This window comes from Candidatus Megaera polyxenophila (genome assembly GCF_029982035.1).
GTDB classification, from domain to species: Bacteria; Pseudomonadota; Alphaproteobacteria; order Rickettsiales; family Rickettsiaceae; genus Megaera; species Megaera polyxenophila.
In genome coordinates, this window is sequence record NZ_CP104167.1 from 59282 (window position 1) to 76678 (window position 17397).

The 17397-nt window shown below is 32.4% G+C and carries 14 protein-coding genes and 3 pseudogenes; 8 read left to right on the forward strand and 9 right to left on the reverse strand.

Going from position 1 to position 17397, the window contains the following annotated elements; translation table 11 throughout:
• Positions 1–5 precede the first annotated feature (5 nt).
• Entirely contained in the window at positions 6–221 is a 216-nt protein-coding gene (locus N3Z16_RS09480; RefSeq protein WP_282487205.1) for an ATP-binding protein, read from the forward strand.
• 106 nt (positions 222–327) lie between these two features.
• On the opposite strand, the gene N3Z16_RS09485 is transcribed toward N3Z16_RS09480, so the two are convergent.
• The 6 genes and pseudogenes from N3Z16_RS09485 to N3Z16_RS12110 all read right to left on the reverse strand — a co-directional run.
• Positions 328–3345 carry an efflux RND transporter permease subunit gene (locus N3Z16_RS09485; RefSeq protein WP_282487171.1) on the reverse strand — a complete coding sequence of 1006 codons (3018 nt, stop codon included), beginning with the start codon at positions 3343–3345 and terminating at the stop codon, positions 328–330.
• 37 nt (positions 3346–3382) lie between these two features.
• On the reverse strand, positions 3383–4561 hold the full coding sequence (locus N3Z16_RS09490; protein WP_282487173.1) for an efflux RND transporter periplasmic adaptor subunit: 1179 nt from the start codon (positions 4559–4561) through the stop codon (positions 3383–3385).
• Positions 4562–4645: 84 nt separating this feature from the next.
• Positions 4646–8419 (reverse strand): hypothetical protein, encoded by a 3774-nt coding sequence (locus tag N3Z16_RS09495; protein ID WP_282487174.1) that lies wholly within the window; start codon positions 8417–8419, stop codon positions 4646–4648.
• Positions 8420–8886: 467 nt separating this feature from the next.
• Positions 8887–9114, reverse strand: a complete 228-nt coding sequence (locus N3Z16_RS09500; RefSeq protein ID WP_282487176.1) for a transposase — start codon at positions 9112–9114, stop codon at positions 8887–8889.
• A complete protein-coding gene (gene ltrA, locus N3Z16_RS09505; RefSeq protein WP_282487177.1) occupies positions 9107–10618 on the reverse strand; it encodes a group II intron reverse transcriptase/maturase in 1512 nt (503 codons plus the stop codon). Before ltrA ends, N3Z16_RS09500 begins: the two co-directional genes overlap by 8 nt.
• A 652-nt stretch (positions 10619–11270) precedes the next feature.
• Positions 11271–11516 (reverse strand): annotated as a pseudogene (locus N3Z16_RS12110) (PD-(D/E)XK nuclease family transposase); the annotation flags it as partial.
• A 383-nt stretch (positions 11517–11899) separates the two neighbouring features.
• Here N3Z16_RS12110 and N3Z16_RS09515 point away from each other — a divergent pair.
• The 4 genes from N3Z16_RS09515 to N3Z16_RS09530 all read left to right on the forward strand — a co-directional run bounded on the left by N3Z16_RS09515 (position 11900) and on the right by N3Z16_RS09530 (position 13573).
• Positions 11900–12199 carry a transposase gene (locus tag N3Z16_RS09515; RefSeq protein ID WP_282485684.1) on the forward strand — a complete coding sequence of 100 codons (300 nt, stop codon included), beginning with the start codon at positions 11900–11902 and terminating at the stop codon, positions 12197–12199.
• Positions 12200–12206: 7 nt separating this feature from the next.
• Entirely contained in the window at positions 12207–13025 is an 819-nt protein-coding gene (locus N3Z16_RS09520; protein WP_282485683.1) for an IS3 family transposase, read from the forward strand.
• A 51-nt stretch (positions 13026–13076) separates the two neighbouring features.
• The gene (locus N3Z16_RS09525) at positions 13077–13379 is read left to right on the forward strand and encodes a helix-turn-helix domain-containing protein (protein ID WP_282487178.1); all 303 of its coding nucleotides are present in this window, start codon (positions 13077–13079) and stop codon (positions 13377–13379) included.
• Between the two features lie 68 nt (positions 13380–13447).
• Positions 13448–13573, forward strand: coding sequence for a peptide-methionine (R)-S-oxide reductase (locus tag N3Z16_RS09530; RefSeq protein WP_282487207.1), 126 nt, complete (start codon positions 13448–13450; stop codon positions 13571–13573).
• A 326-nt stretch (positions 13574–13899) separates the two neighbouring features.
• Here the strand turns inward: N3Z16_RS09530 and N3Z16_RS11515 are convergent.
• A pseudogene (locus tag N3Z16_RS11515) lies at positions 13900–14001 on the reverse strand (helix-turn-helix domain-containing protein); the annotation flags it as partial.
• Between the two features lie 43 nt (positions 14002–14044).
• Here N3Z16_RS11515 and N3Z16_RS09535 point away from each other — a divergent pair.
• From N3Z16_RS09535 to N3Z16_RS09545, 3 genes are all read left to right on the forward strand, one after another.
• Positions 14045–15154 (forward strand): Fic family protein, encoded by a 1110-nt coding sequence (locus N3Z16_RS09535; protein ID WP_282487180.1) that lies wholly within the window; start codon positions 14045–14047, stop codon positions 15152–15154.
• Between the two features lie 343 nt (positions 15155–15497).
• Positions 15498–15773: a transposase gene (locus tag N3Z16_RS09540; protein ID WP_410519648.1), complete on the forward strand. Its 276-nt coding sequence runs from the start codon at positions 15498–15500 to the stop codon at positions 15771–15773.
• A 119-nt stretch (positions 15774–15892) separates the two neighbouring features.
• Positions 15893–16183: a hypothetical protein gene (locus tag N3Z16_RS09545; RefSeq protein WP_282487182.1), complete on the forward strand. Its 291-nt coding sequence runs from the start codon at positions 15893–15895 to the stop codon at positions 16181–16183.
• A gap of 23 nt (positions 16184–16206) precedes the next feature.
• Here N3Z16_RS09545 and N3Z16_RS11520 read toward each other — a convergent pair.
• Together N3Z16_RS11520 and N3Z16_RS09555 are read right to left on the reverse strand one after the other, a co-directional pair.
• A pseudogene (locus tag N3Z16_RS11520) lies at positions 16207–16964 on the reverse strand (IS91 family transposase).
• Positions 16919–17335, reverse strand: a complete 417-nt coding sequence (locus N3Z16_RS09555; protein WP_282487184.1) for a transposase zinc-binding domain-containing protein — start codon at positions 17333–17335, stop codon at positions 16919–16921. The pseudogene N3Z16_RS11520 and the gene N3Z16_RS09555 overlap by 46 nt, the downstream one beginning before the upstream one ends.
• Positions 17336–17397 lie beyond the last annotated feature (62 nt).

A 17397-nucleotide genomic window follows, 5' to 3' on the forward strand; every position in this document is an offset into this window, starting at 1 on the left:
ATTTAATAGCGGCCGTGCATATAAATGCTAGTCTGATCATTACCACAAATAGGAAAATTGAAACATGGGCGGAAATATTTTTTGATCCTGTTATGGCTAACGCTGCTTTGGATAGAATAGTTAATAATTCGTATAGAGTAGTATTAGAGGGTGATTCTTACCGAAAAAACTTTACGCCAAAATTTAAAATGGAGGATGACAATATGATACAAAAAAGTTAGTATATAGTGGACTTCTCATCTGGCGCAGGGGTGGACTAGTATACCTGGCGCACAACAGCTACATAGAGTCTATATTGCCATTTTTATACCATCTCTACCTACAGAGCTAGTGGGTACTATTACTACTTTTGATAATAAAACTGGAATAAATTGTGTAAAAACATGGTACTATATAAACTGTTAATATTGATCCGGCCACAATTCCGGTAACTAGAACCATAGCCATTTGGAAACGGCTATTGGAATAATTTCCAGTATCAAAAAAAAGTGATAATAAACCTATACTCATGGCAAGAGAAGTAATTAATATAGCTCTAATTCTTGAAACCGAACCTGCTATTATAGCTTTCAAATACATCTCACCTTCTTGCTGTGTCTGATATATTGCACTGCATAATAAAACACTATGTTTTGTTATTAATCCAGCTAGCGTGATAAGTGATATTTCAGTATATATATTTAAACCACCTTGAGTAAAATATAAGCTGAGCATTGCTACACTTAGAGCAGCAGGAATTCCACCCACTAATATAATCAGTGAAATTACCAAATTATTAAATCTTCCAAACATTAATAAATAAAGCCCTAAAACAGCTATAGTAATGAGTATTGTAAATGAGGATGTTGAATCAATTAACATTTGAGTTTGATCAGTGTAGATAATATTAGTATCATTTGGTAATTTCCTATTTAACTGATCAAGAAAATTGACAGCTTCTTGTAATTTAATCCCAGCTTTTGCAGTAGCAATAACTTCAATGGAATATTGTTCATTATAACGAAGAATTTGGCTTACTGTATTAACCTTAGTAATCATACATATATCCTTGAGTTGTATAATACTTTCACTATTTTTAGGGACTGAGATCAACATATTTTGAACATTCCTAAGCATTTGACCAAATTTTATGTCTGATCTAGCTATAACATCATAAATATTATCATAATGTTTAAAGTTACTGATCTTTCTAGCATTAAACAGAATATCTAGAGTATCTGATATGTCCCTTTGTGTAAGCCCATACTGGAATAATTTATCTTGGTCACATAAAAATTTATAATCCTGAACTAATGACGGAGCTATTGCAATTACATTCGAGAATAAGTTTTTAGAATTTTCTCGTATAAAATGTATAGCTTCCCAGTTATTTTTCATGGAAGATTGGTTATTGACGTAAAAGTTCAATTCAACGTTTCCAGTTACAGAGCCAGCATTTTTGCTTTGAGCAAATTTTACTGATAGATCGCCAGCAACAGCTACTTTTTTAAGCTTAGATTCAATATTATTGAAAGTTAAGAGTGCTTTGCTCTTATCTTTCAGGATCACGTAAATTATTGATCTTGGAGATTCTTCAATTCTTAAAATGTATTTAATGTTATCATCATCCTTAATTATTTTGGTAATTTTTTCCATGTAATGATGAATGTAGGAGAGATTTGTATTAGTAGCAAAGATATTTGTGATGATTATCGTATCAGTTGTTTCAAAAGGTTCTACTTCAATTTTTATCTTATTAACTGCAATATATATACCACTGAGTGTAACTATAACTACCAAAAACAGAAATGTTTTTATATTTCTGATTATAAAGAACAGAGAACTAGTATATTTGCGCATTATTAATGATAATGTAAGGTTCACAATTTTTGCAAATCTGTTCTCATGACTGTTGTTGGCTAACTTTAGGAATAGTACTGGAGTCGATGTAAATGCTACAATAAACGATGTAACTAAGCACGCAATTACGGAAGATGCAAATTCCTGTAGAATCTTAGCGACTGCTCCTTTAATAAAAAATATTGGAATATAAATTACTATAAGGGTAACCATTAAGATCAAAACCGATAAAAAAAGTGTACGCATCGCTTGCAATATACTTTCCAATGCGTTTCTATTTTTATGATAATAATGCTCGGCGTTTTCAATTACTACAATTGAATCATCTACCACTAAACCTATTGATAATACAATTGCTAACATTGTTATCGTATTTATAGTATGGCCAAGTAAATATATAACAATAAAACAGGCTGCAATTGAAATGGGAATTGAGCAAATTGCAATAATAGAATATCGTACCGAACCCATTAAAAGCAAAACGATAACAGATACTAACACCACCGCTTCTAGTAAAGTCTTTTTTACTTCTTGAAACGCTTGTAGAATATCTTGACTATTATCAATAATAATTTGCAACTTAAATTGCTTGTTTGTCCTTTCGTAATTGTCTAAAAATTCTCTTACACTATTTGCAACATCAATTGGATTTGAATTTGATTTAGTAAAAATACCTAGTAAAACAATTTTATTCATGCCTAAATATGCAAAACTTGTTGCTTCTTTATCCGAAATAGCAATATTTGCAACGTTTTTTAATTTCACGGCAACATTATTACTGTCCAAACTTATATTGTCAAAATCGCTTATTTTATTTATTACGGAATCAAATGAAATATACTCCGTTTTATACTGATTTGATAGTTTACCGCCTGAAAAATCAATACTCTGTAATGTTAGAGAGGCAAGGACATTTTCCAGAGGGATATGATATTTAGCTAACTTTGCTGGATCAATATTAATATAAACAGCCTTTTCAGTTATACCAAAGCTAGAAACACTTGCTACCCCATCAACATATTTTAGTTTTTTCTTAATTAAATCAATCTCATCAGCACTAGGTAAACTATTATTACTCATCAACCCAATATACATCATTGGTAGGTTTGAGAAACTTTCAGTAGAAACAATAGGGTCCTTGGCTCCTTCCGGTAAAAGCGATCTATTCTTTATTATCAAGTCTCGTACTTGGTTTATTGCTTGGTTAATAGGAATTTTATCCGCAATAGTTAATGTTATTTTACTTTCGCCCAATTCACTATCGGCAAGAATAGAGATTATTCCATCAACATGTGAGAATATTTCTTCAAAAGGTCTTGTGGTATATTTTTCTATTAACTCAGGTTTGACATTTGGATTAATAATAGAAATATAAATATTTGAAACTGGAAGATTTGGTAAAAGCTGAATTTTAAGTTGTAGGTATGAATAGATACCAAGTATCACAATAACAATATTCATTACAATAAAAATACTACTGTGTTCTAATATCCTTTTTATCATCATCTCATCAGTCTAAAAGGCAAATTTTATTGTACATAAATCACGGAGAAACTACTAAAGTATTGTCAATCAAAACCTTAGCACCGTCGTATAATCCTTTTTTTCCAGAAACTACCACCTGATCACCAGATTTTATAATGGTAGAAATCACACTAATATTAGTGTTATCACTATCACTTATTTCAACTGCTACTTTTTTTGCTATATCATTTTCAATTACATAGCAAAAATAATGGTCTTCAAAAAAAATTGCAGAATTTGGCAATTTAATTACTTGTTGATCATCGCTAAAAATCACATCAACATTAACAAATAAACCAGGTGTAATTAAATTATCATCATTTGGAATGAATGCCTCAATATAAACTGAGTGATTCTTCTCTTGAGCAATTTCTGAGGTCTTAAAATCATTGAGTGTAAAAGACAAATCTAGAGCTGGAATATATACGTATATATAACTATTTTCAGCACTCTTAAATTTCTGATAATCAAGTTCATCAATATTAAAACCAATTTTGATTATTTGAATATCATGTATCATAACAATTTTATCCTTTTGAGTTACAAACTCTCCAGCAACAACAAATTTTTCCTCTACAATTCCACTCAAAGGTGCAACGATATAATGTTTGGTTTTATCGTCTAATAGTCTATGATAACGCTGTTTTACCTCTAAATATTCTATTTCATGATTGGCATATTCCGTATAGCTAATTAAATCTTTATCTAGTAGTTTTTGTAGCGAATCTAGTTTTTTCTTTTTTATCTCATATTCTTGAGTTGTAAGCTCAATTTGATAATCTATTTGTTCAGTATCAAAGATAGCTAAAATATCACCTTTTTTGACATAAGTACCAACAGAACAATCAAGTTCTGTGATTTTTCCAGTGATATTTGATTTTACTGGATGTGTTTCATATGCTATAGTTTTACCATTAGTTGTAAGTTTATTATTAATTCCTAATGAATATTCGGCTTTAACTACTTCAACAGGAATAACTTGTTTTACCTCATCTTGTTGAGATATCTCTTCTACAATAAAAATTTTCTTCAGAAAAATAATTCCTATAAAAATTGCAAAAGTAGTAAATAGCAGAAAATATTTGTAGCTTATTATTTTTCTACCTACTATAGAAACTGTAAATATTAATTTTTGACGTAAATTTTTTATAATTATTAAAGATTGCATTAGAAATAAATTTAGTAAAGTTTTTGCCAAAATGATACATTCTTATACCATAATTTTATGAGTTTGTTATTAGTTCTCTGAAAAATCAGTCTGGTAATAATTTAGATATTACATCTATTTTTTATAAAAAGTAATAACAGCACGATGTTGCCTTTCTAAATTTGGTCTGCTAACTTCAGTTTGAATAGTAGTAGTATATGGCTTGATATGTTTTTGTGTATTGGTTTCTCTATTTTTAACAGCAATTATCTTTTTTTGTTCAGGTAAACTATCCTTATACTCTTTAGATACAGAAGAAGTGCTATTACTATTGTAGGAAATGGAATGAGAACGTTTATTATTTCTCATTAACATAGAAGGATTTACTTTCTCCTGCATAAGTTGCTGTTTCATCTTATTCGCCATCAAAAAGCTGTTTTTCATTTGCTCTTGTAAAAGTAATTGTTGTTTTTCTTTCTCTAATTTTTTAAATTTTGCCTTTATTTCTTGTCCAATCTGAATGGTTTCTGTTTTTTGTTTCTCTAGTTTTTTAAATTCTTTTTTTATAACACTTGACTCTTGTTGTGAAATAAGTTTTTGTTGCTCTATCTTAGTAAGCTCCTTTTTGATTTGCGGTTTCTTTAAATCTATTTCCTTTTCCTGTTGTTCTATCTTAGTAAGCTCCTTTTTGATTTGCGGTTTCTTTAAATCTATTTCCTTTTCCTGTTGCTCTATCTTAGTAAGCTCCTTTTTGATTTGCGGTTGTTTTAATTCCAACTCTTGTTCTTGTGTTTCTATCTTTTTAAACTTTTGTTGTAGTTCTTTTTCCTTTAACACTAATTCTTGTGCTTTTACTTCTACTCTTTTTAATCCTTTTTGTACTTGTAATTGTTTTAATTCCAACTCTTGTTCTTGTGTTTCTATCTTTTTAAACTTTTGTTGTAGTTCTTTTTCCTTTAACACTAATTCTTGTGCTTTTACTTCTACTCTTTTTAATCCTTTTTGTACTTGTAACTTACCATTATCATTTCCAACTTTTTGTGCTTCTAACCTAGCATTCTCTAGTTGCGAGTTAAGTAATCCCTTTGTATCTCTTAGAGCCAGTAAATCTTTCTCTATATCACTCAACCTTAAAGCTTTTAATTCAGACTCCTTCTCAGCTATTTCTACTTTCTCCCGTAACGCCTCTATTACCCTATCGGATTCTATCTTCGCAAGTGCCTTTGCTTTCTCCGCTTCCTCCTTACCCTCTCTTAACAACTCCCGTTGCTTCTCTACTTCCATATTTTTATCAGATAGTATTTTTGTTAAACGTTCAACTTCAGTATTTAATAAATCATTTTTGCCTCCAGCTTCTTCAGCTTTCAAATGAGTTTTCTCTAGTTCCGACCTTAATAGTTCCTTATCAAGGTTTAGTGCTAATAAGTTATTTTGAACGTTTGCTAAATCTAGTTGTTTTTGTTGTAATTCCTTCTCAGCTTTTGTTGCACGCACCTCTAATGCCTCTATCATCTTATCAGATTGCATTTTCACTATTCGTATTGCTTCATTTGCTTCTTCCTTACTTTGTTTAAACAAAACTTCTTTTTGTTCTACTTCTAATATCTTAGCAGATAATTGTTGGGCTAAATTCTTAACTTCATCATTTAGCTTACCATTATCATTTCCAACTTTTTGTGCTTCTAACCTAGCATTCTCTAGTTGCGAGTTAAGTAATCCCTTTGTATCTCTTAGAGCCAGTAAATCTTTCTCTATATCACTCAACCTTAAAGCTTTTAATTCAGACTCCTTCTCAGCTATTTCTACTTTCTCCCGTAACGCCTCTATTACCCTATCGGATTCTATCTTCGCAAGTGCCTTTGCTTTCTCCGCTTCCTCCTTACCCTCTCTTAACAACTCCCGTTGCTTCTCTACTTCCATATTTTTATCAGATAGTATTTTTGTTAAACGTTCAACTTCAGTATTTAATAAATCATTTTTGCCTCCAGCTTCTTCAGCTTTCAAATGAGTTTTCTCTAGTTCCGACCTTAATAGTTCCTTATCAAGGTTTAGTGCTAATAAGTTATTTTGAACGTTTGCTAAATCTAGTTGTTTTTGTTGTAATTCCTTCTCAGCTTTTGTTGCACGCACCTCTAATGCCTCTATCATCTTATCAGATTGCATTTTCACTATTCGTATTGCTTCATTTGCTTCTTCCTTACTTTGTTTAAACAAAACTTCTTTTTGTTCTACTTCTAATATCTTAGCAGATAATTGTTGGGCTAAATTCTTAACTTCATCATTTAGCTTACCATTATCATTTCCAACTTTTTGTGCTTCTAACCTAGCATTCTCTAGTTGCGAGTTAAGTAATCCCTTTGTATCTCTTAGAGCCAGTAAATCTTTCTCTATATCACTCAACCTTAAAGCTTTTAATTCAGACTCCTTCTCAGCTATTTCTACTTTCTCCCGTAACGCCTCTATTACCCTATCGGATTCTATCTTCGCAAGTGCCTTTGCTTTCTCCGCTTCCTCCTTACCCTCTCTTAACAACTCCCGTTGCTTCTCTACTTCCATATTTTTATCAGATAGTATTTTTGTTAAACGTTCAACTTCAGTATTTAATAAATCATTTTTGCCTCCAGCTTCTTCAGCTTTCAAATGAGTTTTCTCTAGTTCCGACCTTAATAGTTCCTTATCAAGGTTTAGTGCTAATAAGTTATTTTGAACGTTTGCTAAATCTAGTTGTTTTTGTTGTAATTCCTTCTCAGCTTTTGTTGCACGCACCTCTAATGCCTCTATCATCTTATCAGATTGCATTTTCACTATTCGTATTGCTTCATTTGCTTCTTCCTTACTTTGTTTAAACAAAACTTCTTTTTGTTCTACTTCTAATATCTTAGCAGATAATTGTTGGGCTAAATTCTTAACTTCATCATTTAGCTTACCATTATCATTTCCAACTTTTTGTGCTTCTAACCTAGCATTCTCTAGTTGCGAGTTAAGTAATCCCTTTGTATCTCTTAGAGCCAGTAAATCTTTCTCTATATCACTCAACCTTAAAGCTTTTAATTCAGACTCCTTCTCAGCTATTTCTACTTTCTCCCGTAACGCCTCTATTACCCTATCGGATTCTATCTTCGCAAGTGCCTTTGCTTTCTCCGCTTCCTCCTTACCCTCTCTTAACAACTCTCGTTGCTTCTCTACTTCTGTTTGTAACTGAAATAAAGACTTTTCTTTAACTATTTCATCATTCAAAGTGCTTCTTAATTCTTTTATTTCTTCAAAACGTTTTTTTTCTTGTTCATAATCAATTTCTAACTGCTCCTTTTGTCCTTGTAAGTCTGCTAAATTTTCTTGTATTTGAGCAATATCATTCCTTAACTCTGCTACTTCCAAAAAGTTTGTTGATTTTTCCTGTAAATTTGTTTCTTCTAATTGATCTACAGATACAGATTGTTCGTCTAAAATATTTTCTTTTGACTTTGAAGTACTGCTAGATTTAGGACTACTAGAAATTTCTTTTGATAACTCTTCATATTCTAGATTGGTATTATTACTTGTTTTTTTATCTTCCATTTCAGATATAGAACTATTTCGTGAATTAGTAATTCTCATGCCACTATATTGTTCTGGCTCATTAGCACCGATTGTATTTTGTATAGAATTATTACCTAAATGGGTTGAGGAATTATTACCTTCTCCAGAAGAACTTGCAGAAATATTATTTTCTAATTCTTGTAATTTTTTCTGTTGTGCAGATAATTTATTCTCTAATACAGACCTTTTTTTAGCCAAATCTTTTATTTTAGCTGCTTGAATTGTATTTATCTTCTTGATCTCAGCTATATTATCATTAGAACCCGATGCGTAAGCAAATTCAAAAAAAAATATTATAAATATAAAAAATATTTGTTTTTTTCTGTTCATATTCTATCCCTTAACCTAAGATTATATTTTTTAAATTTCTAAAAGGTAAATAGCTCCTAATTTCAGGATTATTTATTTAAGTAAATTACCGATCCTTTTTTGATTTACAGTGATAAAAACATCATACTATCATAATCGACTGGTATAATAACTATTATTAATGATAATTCAAAAAAAATGCAAATAACAGCAAAGTTTTTATCTAAAACTGATGCAGAGTTATTAATATGAATCTAGTATCAGGTTTCAATACAAAAAAAAGAAATATATAACAAAGAATTAAATTTAATAGAGGGTATAAAATTTACATATCGAGAAATAGATATAATTGCATGTATTTTACATAATAGAGGAGAAGAAAAAAAAAGAGTTTCTCAATAAAATAAAAACAACTGAAGAATTTAATATTATTAAAGAAAATCCTGGCATTACTAAAAAATTATTAACCCACCAATTAAATACCCGACTTAGGCGGCATATTTTACTTCTTTCGCCTGAAATAATCTTTTGATATGTTCTGGGTTATTTTGCAGAGTCCTTAGGTAAGATTTTAAATTCCCTTGGAGTTCAGATTTTGTAAGAGGTATATGTTTCCTATTTACATTTCTTTTTAAATCGTTGTTTAAATATTCATCCGGATTATGTTGCGGAGTATACGGAGGCAGAAAAAATAAAGAAATTTTCTTTTTATGCAATCCTTATCCCGAACTGGGGTAATACATGATTTTCTTTTGATATAAAACTTATCATTTTCTTTGTATGACTTATTCTTTTTTCAAAATATATCTTCCAATCAGGATCATATGGATTGGCATCTGCCCTGATTTTTGTATGACGTCTTATAGGTGTATCACTCATCTTGAGTAAAGACACTCTCTCGTTGCTATTTGTGTGAGTTGCAAACACCCATGACCTACTGGTCGTTGTGAAGTAGCGATCCTTTACCCACTTCACACTTTTATAGGGATGCCTTCGTTTTGCCCACCTCCATAGCGCACACCAAACTTCATGGTCAACCTTACTAAAGGTCTTTTTCGCGCATACATATCTATAATAATTTGACCACCCCCTGAGCTTAGGGTTCAGGAGCTTAATTATTATCAATTGTGTGTTTGATATGTTGTCCTTTATTAGCTTACGTAAATTTAGAAGTAATTTACAAATACTATCTTTAGATGGTTTTGTAATATATTTTCCGTTGTATTTACGTATATTATGACCAAGGAAATCAAATCCGTCATTAATACTTGTAATCCTGGTTTTCTTGCTTGATAGCTCTAACGACCTCTCTTGCAAGAATTTTGATATGAGTGGTTTTACATCGTTTTCCAGAATTTCTTTTGTCTTTCCAGAAATTATAAAGTCATCTGCATACCTTATCATATGTACTCCATTTTTTGCCCTTTTTCGACTTCCTAGTTTACCAAATTCCCTTTCTAGCATCTTCTCAATACCATTTAGGGTCATATTGGCTAACAATGGAGACAACACGCTACCTTGTGGCGTGCCTGCCGTTGTTGGATAGAGTGTTTTTGATTCCAAGATTCCAGCATCTAACCAACTATGGAGAATATTTTTCTCCATAGGGATATTTTTCATCAACCATTCATGGCTTATGTTATCAAAGCATCCTTTGATATCTCCTTCTAGAATCCAGCTTGGTCTACCCCCTCTTGCTAATAACAAATAACATGCTTGGATGGCATCCGCGCAAGATCTTTTAGGTCGAAACCCATAAGAATGCTTATCACTTATCGTTTCTGAGACAGGATCTAAGGCTTGTAGATACAATGCCTGCATCGCTCTATCTCGTATCGTGGGTATTCCAAGAGGTCGCTTTGTACCGTCTTTCTTACCAACATAAACTCTTTTGAGTGGTTTTGGTCTATATCCCCTTTGCTTTAACTGCTTGATTCCTTGAAGTTTCATGTTAGGAGTGAACCACACCTGGCCGTCAACTCCCGCAGTTGTTTTGCCTTGATTCTCAGTGACCCTTTTAACAGCTAAGGCTTTGCCGCTAAAAGATCTTGTTAACAGACGTTGTAGAACTTTGACCTTATCCCATCTGTTTTCTTTTACTGCCTTGACAATACGCCTTTGTAGCTTAAAAACAACTTCGTTGCATTTGTTCCACTTAATGTGGTTCCATGCCTCATGATTGTTGATAGGCGCACTTACATCATTTTCTGGTGTAATCATCTGCTTTCCTTATTTAATTAAGTTTTACAAACTCTCTTGTCATTCGGAACCTAATGGAAGTCTGCCTACTTTCGTATGAGTTAATGTTACATTGTTTTTGTTCAAACTCTATCTATCTCATTACAAAATAGCATTCGCTTTTTCCATCCTCCTTTACCTACACCTTTTCAGCTTTCATTACTGTCAGCCTACCTAGCAAAACCTTGCAAGGACAAAATACAGGCTTACCCTGTTGCCTATGGTATACATCAGTGGGTTAGGTGTTTCCTCTACGCCGGTGGCTTTTACGTTTGCGTACGCCTCGAAATGAAAGACGTATCCTCGCCACGCACCTTTTGGTTTAAGCTTATCAGCATCTTTAGCTTATTCAATCGTTACGACGCTTTTTAGAACTTCACTTTTGTTCACCTTACCACTAGCCTAGCCCCCAAACCGCACGATGCTTGCAGTTTCTCACTTCTTTTGTGATTTACTAATGTTAGTGGGTAGCATTGTTCCGATCGCTTAGCACAAACTAGTTACCCGGTTTGCGCCGATCGGTAGGCTCAACTGGCAAAACAGCAGGTTCAATGAGGCTAAGTATTCTTCTTTTTGTATATTCTATGAATTCTTCGCCACTTGAACAATACACCATAGACCTTTCAGGTCGCACCATCTCTACTATGATTTGTATACCATTCTTTGCCTTACAAAGTACATCTACTATACTTTGTTTCTTAGAGGCAATTTCTGGGTTTTGAATAGGTGATAAAAACTCAACATTTTCTATTTGATCGTTGTCTTTAAGTTCAAGAATATCGTTAATAAAATGAATGACTATATCCTTATGCTGTTCAGAACCAAAGACTTTCCGAAAAGCCACATCATTTTTAGGATCAAGAAACTTCGATAATGCCATAATCAAAAATACAAAACAATTTAATTAAAATATAGTAGTATTATACCATCTATATTGCATTCATACTAATTCTAAAAAACAAAAAAGCAATTTTAACCTATTTTGGTTATGCTTTTTTAACTTAATCATCGAAAATCCCCTTGATGTACTACCCATGTCTAAATGTCACTGCTAAGATAAAAGATACCGTGTTTGGATGTAAATAATTTTTATAAGAATTTTTTAATAGCTTGTTAATTAGTTAGATTAAATGTATTTTTATTATAGTAGTATTACGTCATTGACGTAGTACTAACAGAGAAAAAACTATAATGGTACCCAAAAACTGGACTGCTAAAAATGAAGAATGAGATATAATTTCACAACAAGGAAATGGAAATTATATGTCTAAAAAAGCGAAGCAATATAGTGCGACGGAAAAAACAAAAATTGTTATAGAAGCAATAAAAGCTGAAATGACAATAGCACAAATAAGCAGTAAGTACGGGGTTCATGCAACTCAAATACAAGCATGGAAAAAAAGAGGTATAGAAAATTTAGTTAGTGGTTTTCAAGTTAAGCCGGCAACAAAAGATCCAGACAATCAAGATTTGATAAAACAATTATATGAACAAATAGGACAGTTAAGCGTTGAGCGTGACTGGCTGAAAAAAAAATCTACATTGTTTGGACTTGGAAACTAGGAAAAGTATGATTGATAATAATTGTATAAATCTAAGCATTGTTAGGCAATGCGATCTACTTTTAATTAATAAATCTACTTATTATTACAAGGCAAAAGGAATAACTACAAGAGACTTAGAAATAATGAAAGTAATTGATGAAATCTATACAGAGCATCCGTATTTCGGGGCCAGAAGAATGTCCAAGCATCTTGTACCGTTTGGAATTGTTATTGGTCGCAAAGCGGTAAGTCGTTATTACGGAATAATGTCAATAGAAGCCATTTATCCTAAAATGAATTTAAGCAAGCGCAACCAAGCTCATAAGGTATATCCTTATCTTTTAAAAGGCGTTGAAATTACTAAGACAAATCAGGTATGGAGCACCGATATAACTTATATTAGAATGGCACAAGGATTTGTATATCTAGTAGCCATTATTGATTGGTTTAGCCGTTATATTCTGAGCTGGAAGGTTTCTATTAGCTTAGAAAGTGATTTTTGCATCGACGCACTAGAAGAAGCCCTAGAAAAGCACGGTCAACCTGAGGTTTTTAATACCGATCAAGGTTCTCAATTTACGTCAAAAAATTTCATCTACGAACTTGTTAAACGTGAAATCAAGATTAGCATGGACGGTAAAGGTAGGGCTTTAGATAATGTATTTATTGAAAGATTTTGGCGTTCATTAAAACAAGAAAAAATATATTTGATAATTTTAAATACTGTCAAGGAGGTAAAAAATGCTATAACAGATTACATAACTTTTTATAATAGTAAAAGGATGCACCAATCCTTGGAATATTTAACTCCAGAACAGGTGTATTTAACAAAAATTATTGGCTAATATTATAACGCAAATTATATCTCATAATTTCTGATTTTTAGTCTAGACAAATTGGGCCACCTTAAACATTACCAAAAATTAAAGATGCATAAATGGCTAGAAAAGGAAACAGATGAATTATTAGATCAAGCTAAAGAAATGAGTCCTAAGAGGATTAAGTCTATTAGAGCCTCATATGGTTTAACACAAGTAGCTTTTTCCATATTACTAGATATATCTTATGATACTTATAGAAACTGGGAAATTGGGCATCGTAATCCTTGTACTTCTGCAGTATCTCTACTAACTCTTGCAGAGCAAAATCCAAAAGTTTTTTTAAAACAACAAAAACAGTACAAAAATGATAAAAACTAGCAGCTTAACTACAGAAGAAAAGAAAATTATAATCCATAAGGGGACAGAAACTTGCTACACAGCAACTTCTGAAAGATGGAGCTTATCTTTGTAGAAATTGTGGTATAGGATTGTTTAGCAGTAAAGATAAGTTCTATTCTGGCACTGGTTGGCCTAGCTTTGATCGAGAATTAGACAACATTATGATAATTTAAGAGACTAGCTAGATACGAAGGTTTTAAAAGTCAGAATTTTGAATTTAACAATGTAAAGGGTAATAAAGCAGAGATTGTGATTGAAATTATTTCTAATATAGCAAGCGTATACCACGAACTATTTGCGAGGAGTCTAATTAGTAAGATATTATCAAGAGAAATGGATAGTTCACAAGCACTATTGGCAGAGCAATCAGATGATGAAGGAGAAGAAGTAAATGCAGCGTTACTTCACGCTAGGGCCTTAGTAAAATCACCTGATGCCGAATATGCTGCTGGCGTGCCGTCGGAAGCATAGGAGAAAAAGCAGAAGGACTGGAAGGGTTTCTTACACCTTGCTCCCATTTTTGATAAGTAACAAGTTTTATACCCAATAGATCAGCGAATTTAACTTGTGTAACACTATAAAAACCTCTGTTATTAATCATAATCTTATGTTAAAGTGATTAATAAAAAAAGAATCTATTGATCATGAAATGGAATTGGCAGCAGAAGGATTGGCCTAGTTTTTCATATGATACAACAAAGCTTTTAGAGCTTGAACAACAGCTATTACATCAGTCGGGAATATTATTTGGAGCATATAAGCATTTAACTAGCGAAGATAAAGAATGGTTGAAGGTCGAGCTTATTAGTAATGAAGCTCTCAAAACATCAGAAATAGAAGGTGAATATTTAGATAGAAGTAGCTTGCAATCATCTATTAGACGTTATTTTGGGCTTCAGGTAGATACCAGTAAAATTAAGCCTGAAGAAAATGGTATCGCAGCTTTAATGATTGATTTATACAAGACTTACAATACAGCTCTCACTCATGAAAAATTATATGATTGGCATAGTAAATTATTGGGCCATAGAAACGACTTAGAATATATAGGTTGTTACAGAGGGGGTGAAGAGCCAATGCAGGTTATTTCTGGCCGTATTGGAGAGCCTACAATACATTTTGAAGCCCCTCCATCTGAAAGGGTAAAAAATGAAATGGAGATTTTTATTGAATGGTTTAATGAATCACAAAATAGATTTAGAAAAACTGTTCCAACTCTAACTAGAGCTGGGATCACACACCTTTATTTTGAATCTATACATCCCTTTGAGGATGGCAATGGCCGTATTGGTAGGGTTTTATCAGAAAAAGTGCTTGCGCAAGGATTAAGGCAACCCACACTATTAGCTTTATCTACAATTATCAACAAGTATAAAAAGCGGTACTATGATGCTTTAGAAAGAGCAAATAAAAATAATGAAATTACAGAATGGCTTATATATTTTGCAAATACTATATTAGAAGCACTAGCTTATACTCAAAAAGCAATAGAGTTTTTGATAGAAAAAGCAAAAATATTAAATAGGCTAGAAGGAGAGCTTAATAGCCGTCAGAAGAAGGCATTACTTAGAATATTTGAAGCAGGGCACGAGGGTTTTCAAGGTGGTTTAAGTGCAAATAATTATATAAGTATAACTAAAGCTACCCAACCTACAACTACAAGGGATTTAGTTGATTTAGTACAGAAGGGAGTATTATACAAAATAGGCGAACGCAAACACACTCGGTATTACCTCAACTTTACGAGGAATTGATGATATTAGATCGGATTAGATCAGTACAAAATACCAGATTAGTATGCTAGTACATGAAAGTTCAGAGAGGTATGAACAAAGTACAATCAGACTTACTTAGATTTAAAAGTAATGCCACGGTGAAGGTGGTCTAGCGAATATTAGGAAGCTGGGATAAACTACTCTTTTTTTACAATTGAAAAAGTATGAGACTCTATATACCAAACAAAAAGGTAAGGTCAGAATTAAAAAACATGATAATTGGGTATTATGACAAGTAGAGGCCAAATCCGACATTAGAGTGATTATTTGGGTGGTTTTTAGGAATTTAAGTATTGTTAATATAATTTATTAGAGAAATAACATGAGTAAGAGCGATCAAGAAAAAATAAAGCAAGCGGTAGATTTGTTAATAGATAAAGACACAGATTTAACAAGTTTTTTTGCTAAAGACGGGATGTTAAAAGAGCTTACAAAAAATCTATTTGAAAGGGCTTTAAAAGCAGAAATGGACGAGCATCTTGGCTATAGCAGGTATGGTAGAGGAGAAACGGAGAACAGCAGGAATGGGAGTATGCCTATTCAAAATTGGGGAGAAGCTATGGCCCATTTTTTGATAAAATTTGAGGGTAGAATTTAAGTGGAGTAGTTGAGATTTAATCTCCTTTGTTTTAATGAGTCTGTAATATAGTTTGTGTAAGTTGCAAAAGGGTATAGTAGAAAATACTATAAAAAAGCAACTTAAACACAGAGGAAAAAATGGCTAAAAAATTAGCAGAAAAAGAAGTAGATATAAATACTAAATTAGTCGAAGAATTACTATCAAAAGCAGATCCATCTGAATTATTTGGTCGCGGTGGATTATTTAATAGTATAGGAAATTCAAAATTTGCAACCAGAAAAATCATCAATCAGCTTTTTAAAAATTCGTTTAATAAATATGTAGTTACCAGCCACAATATTAGAAATTATCAACACTTTTACAAAAATCTCTGCCAGAATCTATCTAAAAATAGGTTCAGTTTTACAAATTATGTGGCCAAGACGTGAAAGAAGTGTTCGCCATAATGATGTTATCTAGGCGTTGATAATAATTCATTGGTTCTTATTAATAACAATGGCGGAGATAAACCGTAATAAACTTGCCGCAGATTCATACATTTATTGCAATTATAGCAAAACAGAGGATCTATTTTAAAATTCAACCAAATCATTAATCTCCAACTAATGAGCTTAGTTTTCTTATGAACGATTTGATTAATTGCCTTATATACGATAGGTAATTGTACGCCCCTAGTTCTATTAGATAAAAAACCGTAATACCTAATCATTCGAAAATAACGATCTGGTATATGCATAATCAGACTAGCTATGAACTGCATCACGGGCATAGTTATGCGATCAATTGTATTATTATAGTGATCAAGAAATTTAAACGTTACCTGCTTTCCGTCGTAATTTTCTATTCTTGTCTCGGAAATAGGGGGCGTTTTATATACCGCCCTAAATATTCTATGTTGCGTTTATGATCATCCGATGGTTTTTGTAAATAAACATACCAACTGATTTCGTATAAACTACTCATCCAGTTATTAAAATTCTCAGCATTTTGATATGCGGACGGCAACTTCAAATTACTTGAGATATATTGAAAGCGAAATAACTCAAGGACTCTATGTCTCCACATTTTTTTAATAGGTTCGGCAGGAAAAAATAATTTTTGCCACTTGCCTTTGCTATTTATACCGCCGCAAGTAACCGATAAATGGATATGAACATTGCGTTTTAAATCTCTACCGAAAGTGTGTAAGGCAGTAAATATACCAACCACAAGATCTTCTTTGTAGCTATCTCCTTAATAATTCCTGCTGCAATACCGGAAATCAATCCAAACAGATCACGATTGAGCCAAAATATCGGCCATAAAGAGTCCGGCATTGTAAATGTAATGTGCTGCCATCGTGTTTTTGGTAGAACATTGCTAGCCTTACTCACCCATTGATCCGTTTGTTTCTTACCACAACGAGAACAAAACCTACCTTTACAGCTGAATGCTACCGATTTATTGCGGTTACAATCACGGCAGCTATAACGTTTAAATCCTAAATATTTCGTTCCACACGATATAACTTTAGTGACGTTGAAAATAATGCCGTATCTTAGCTTGCCGTATTTTTTAGCGAAATCGAGACCAATTACCACGGTCTAGAAAAATATGTTTTATAGATATTCCTTTACCGACTATTTCCATAAATTACTTATAG

Coding starts and splice junctions, on each gene's coding strand:
- N3Z16_RS09540 (WP_410519648.1), top strand. CDS start 15,498: ATGAGTAAGAGCGATCAAGAAAAAATAAAGCAAGCGGTAGATTTGTTA.
- N3Z16_RS09515 (WP_282485684.1), top strand. CDS start 11,900: ATGTCTAAAAAAGCGAAGCAATATAGTGCGACGGAAAAAACAAAAATT.
- N3Z16_RS09520 (WP_282485683.1), top strand. CDS start 12,207: ATGATTGATAATAATTGTATAAATCTAAGCATTGTTAGGCAATGCGAT.
- N3Z16_RS09485 (WP_282487171.1), bottom strand. CDS start 3,345: ATGATGATAAAAAGGATATTAGAACACAGTAGTATTTTTATTGTAATG.
- N3Z16_RS09545 (WP_282487182.1), top strand. CDS start 15,893: ATGGCTAAAAAATTAGCAGAAAAAGAAGTAGATATAAATACTAAATTA.
- N3Z16_RS09535 (WP_282487180.1), top strand. CDS start 14,045: ATGAAATGGAATTGGCAGCAGAAGGATTGGCCTAGTTTTTCATATGAT.
- N3Z16_RS09495 (WP_282487174.1), bottom strand. CDS start 8,419: ATGAACAGAAAAAAACAAATATTTTTTATATTTATAATATTTTTTTTT.
- ltrA (WP_282487177.1), bottom strand. CDS start 10,618: ATGATTACACCAGAAAATGATGTAAGTGCGCCTATCAACAATCATGAG.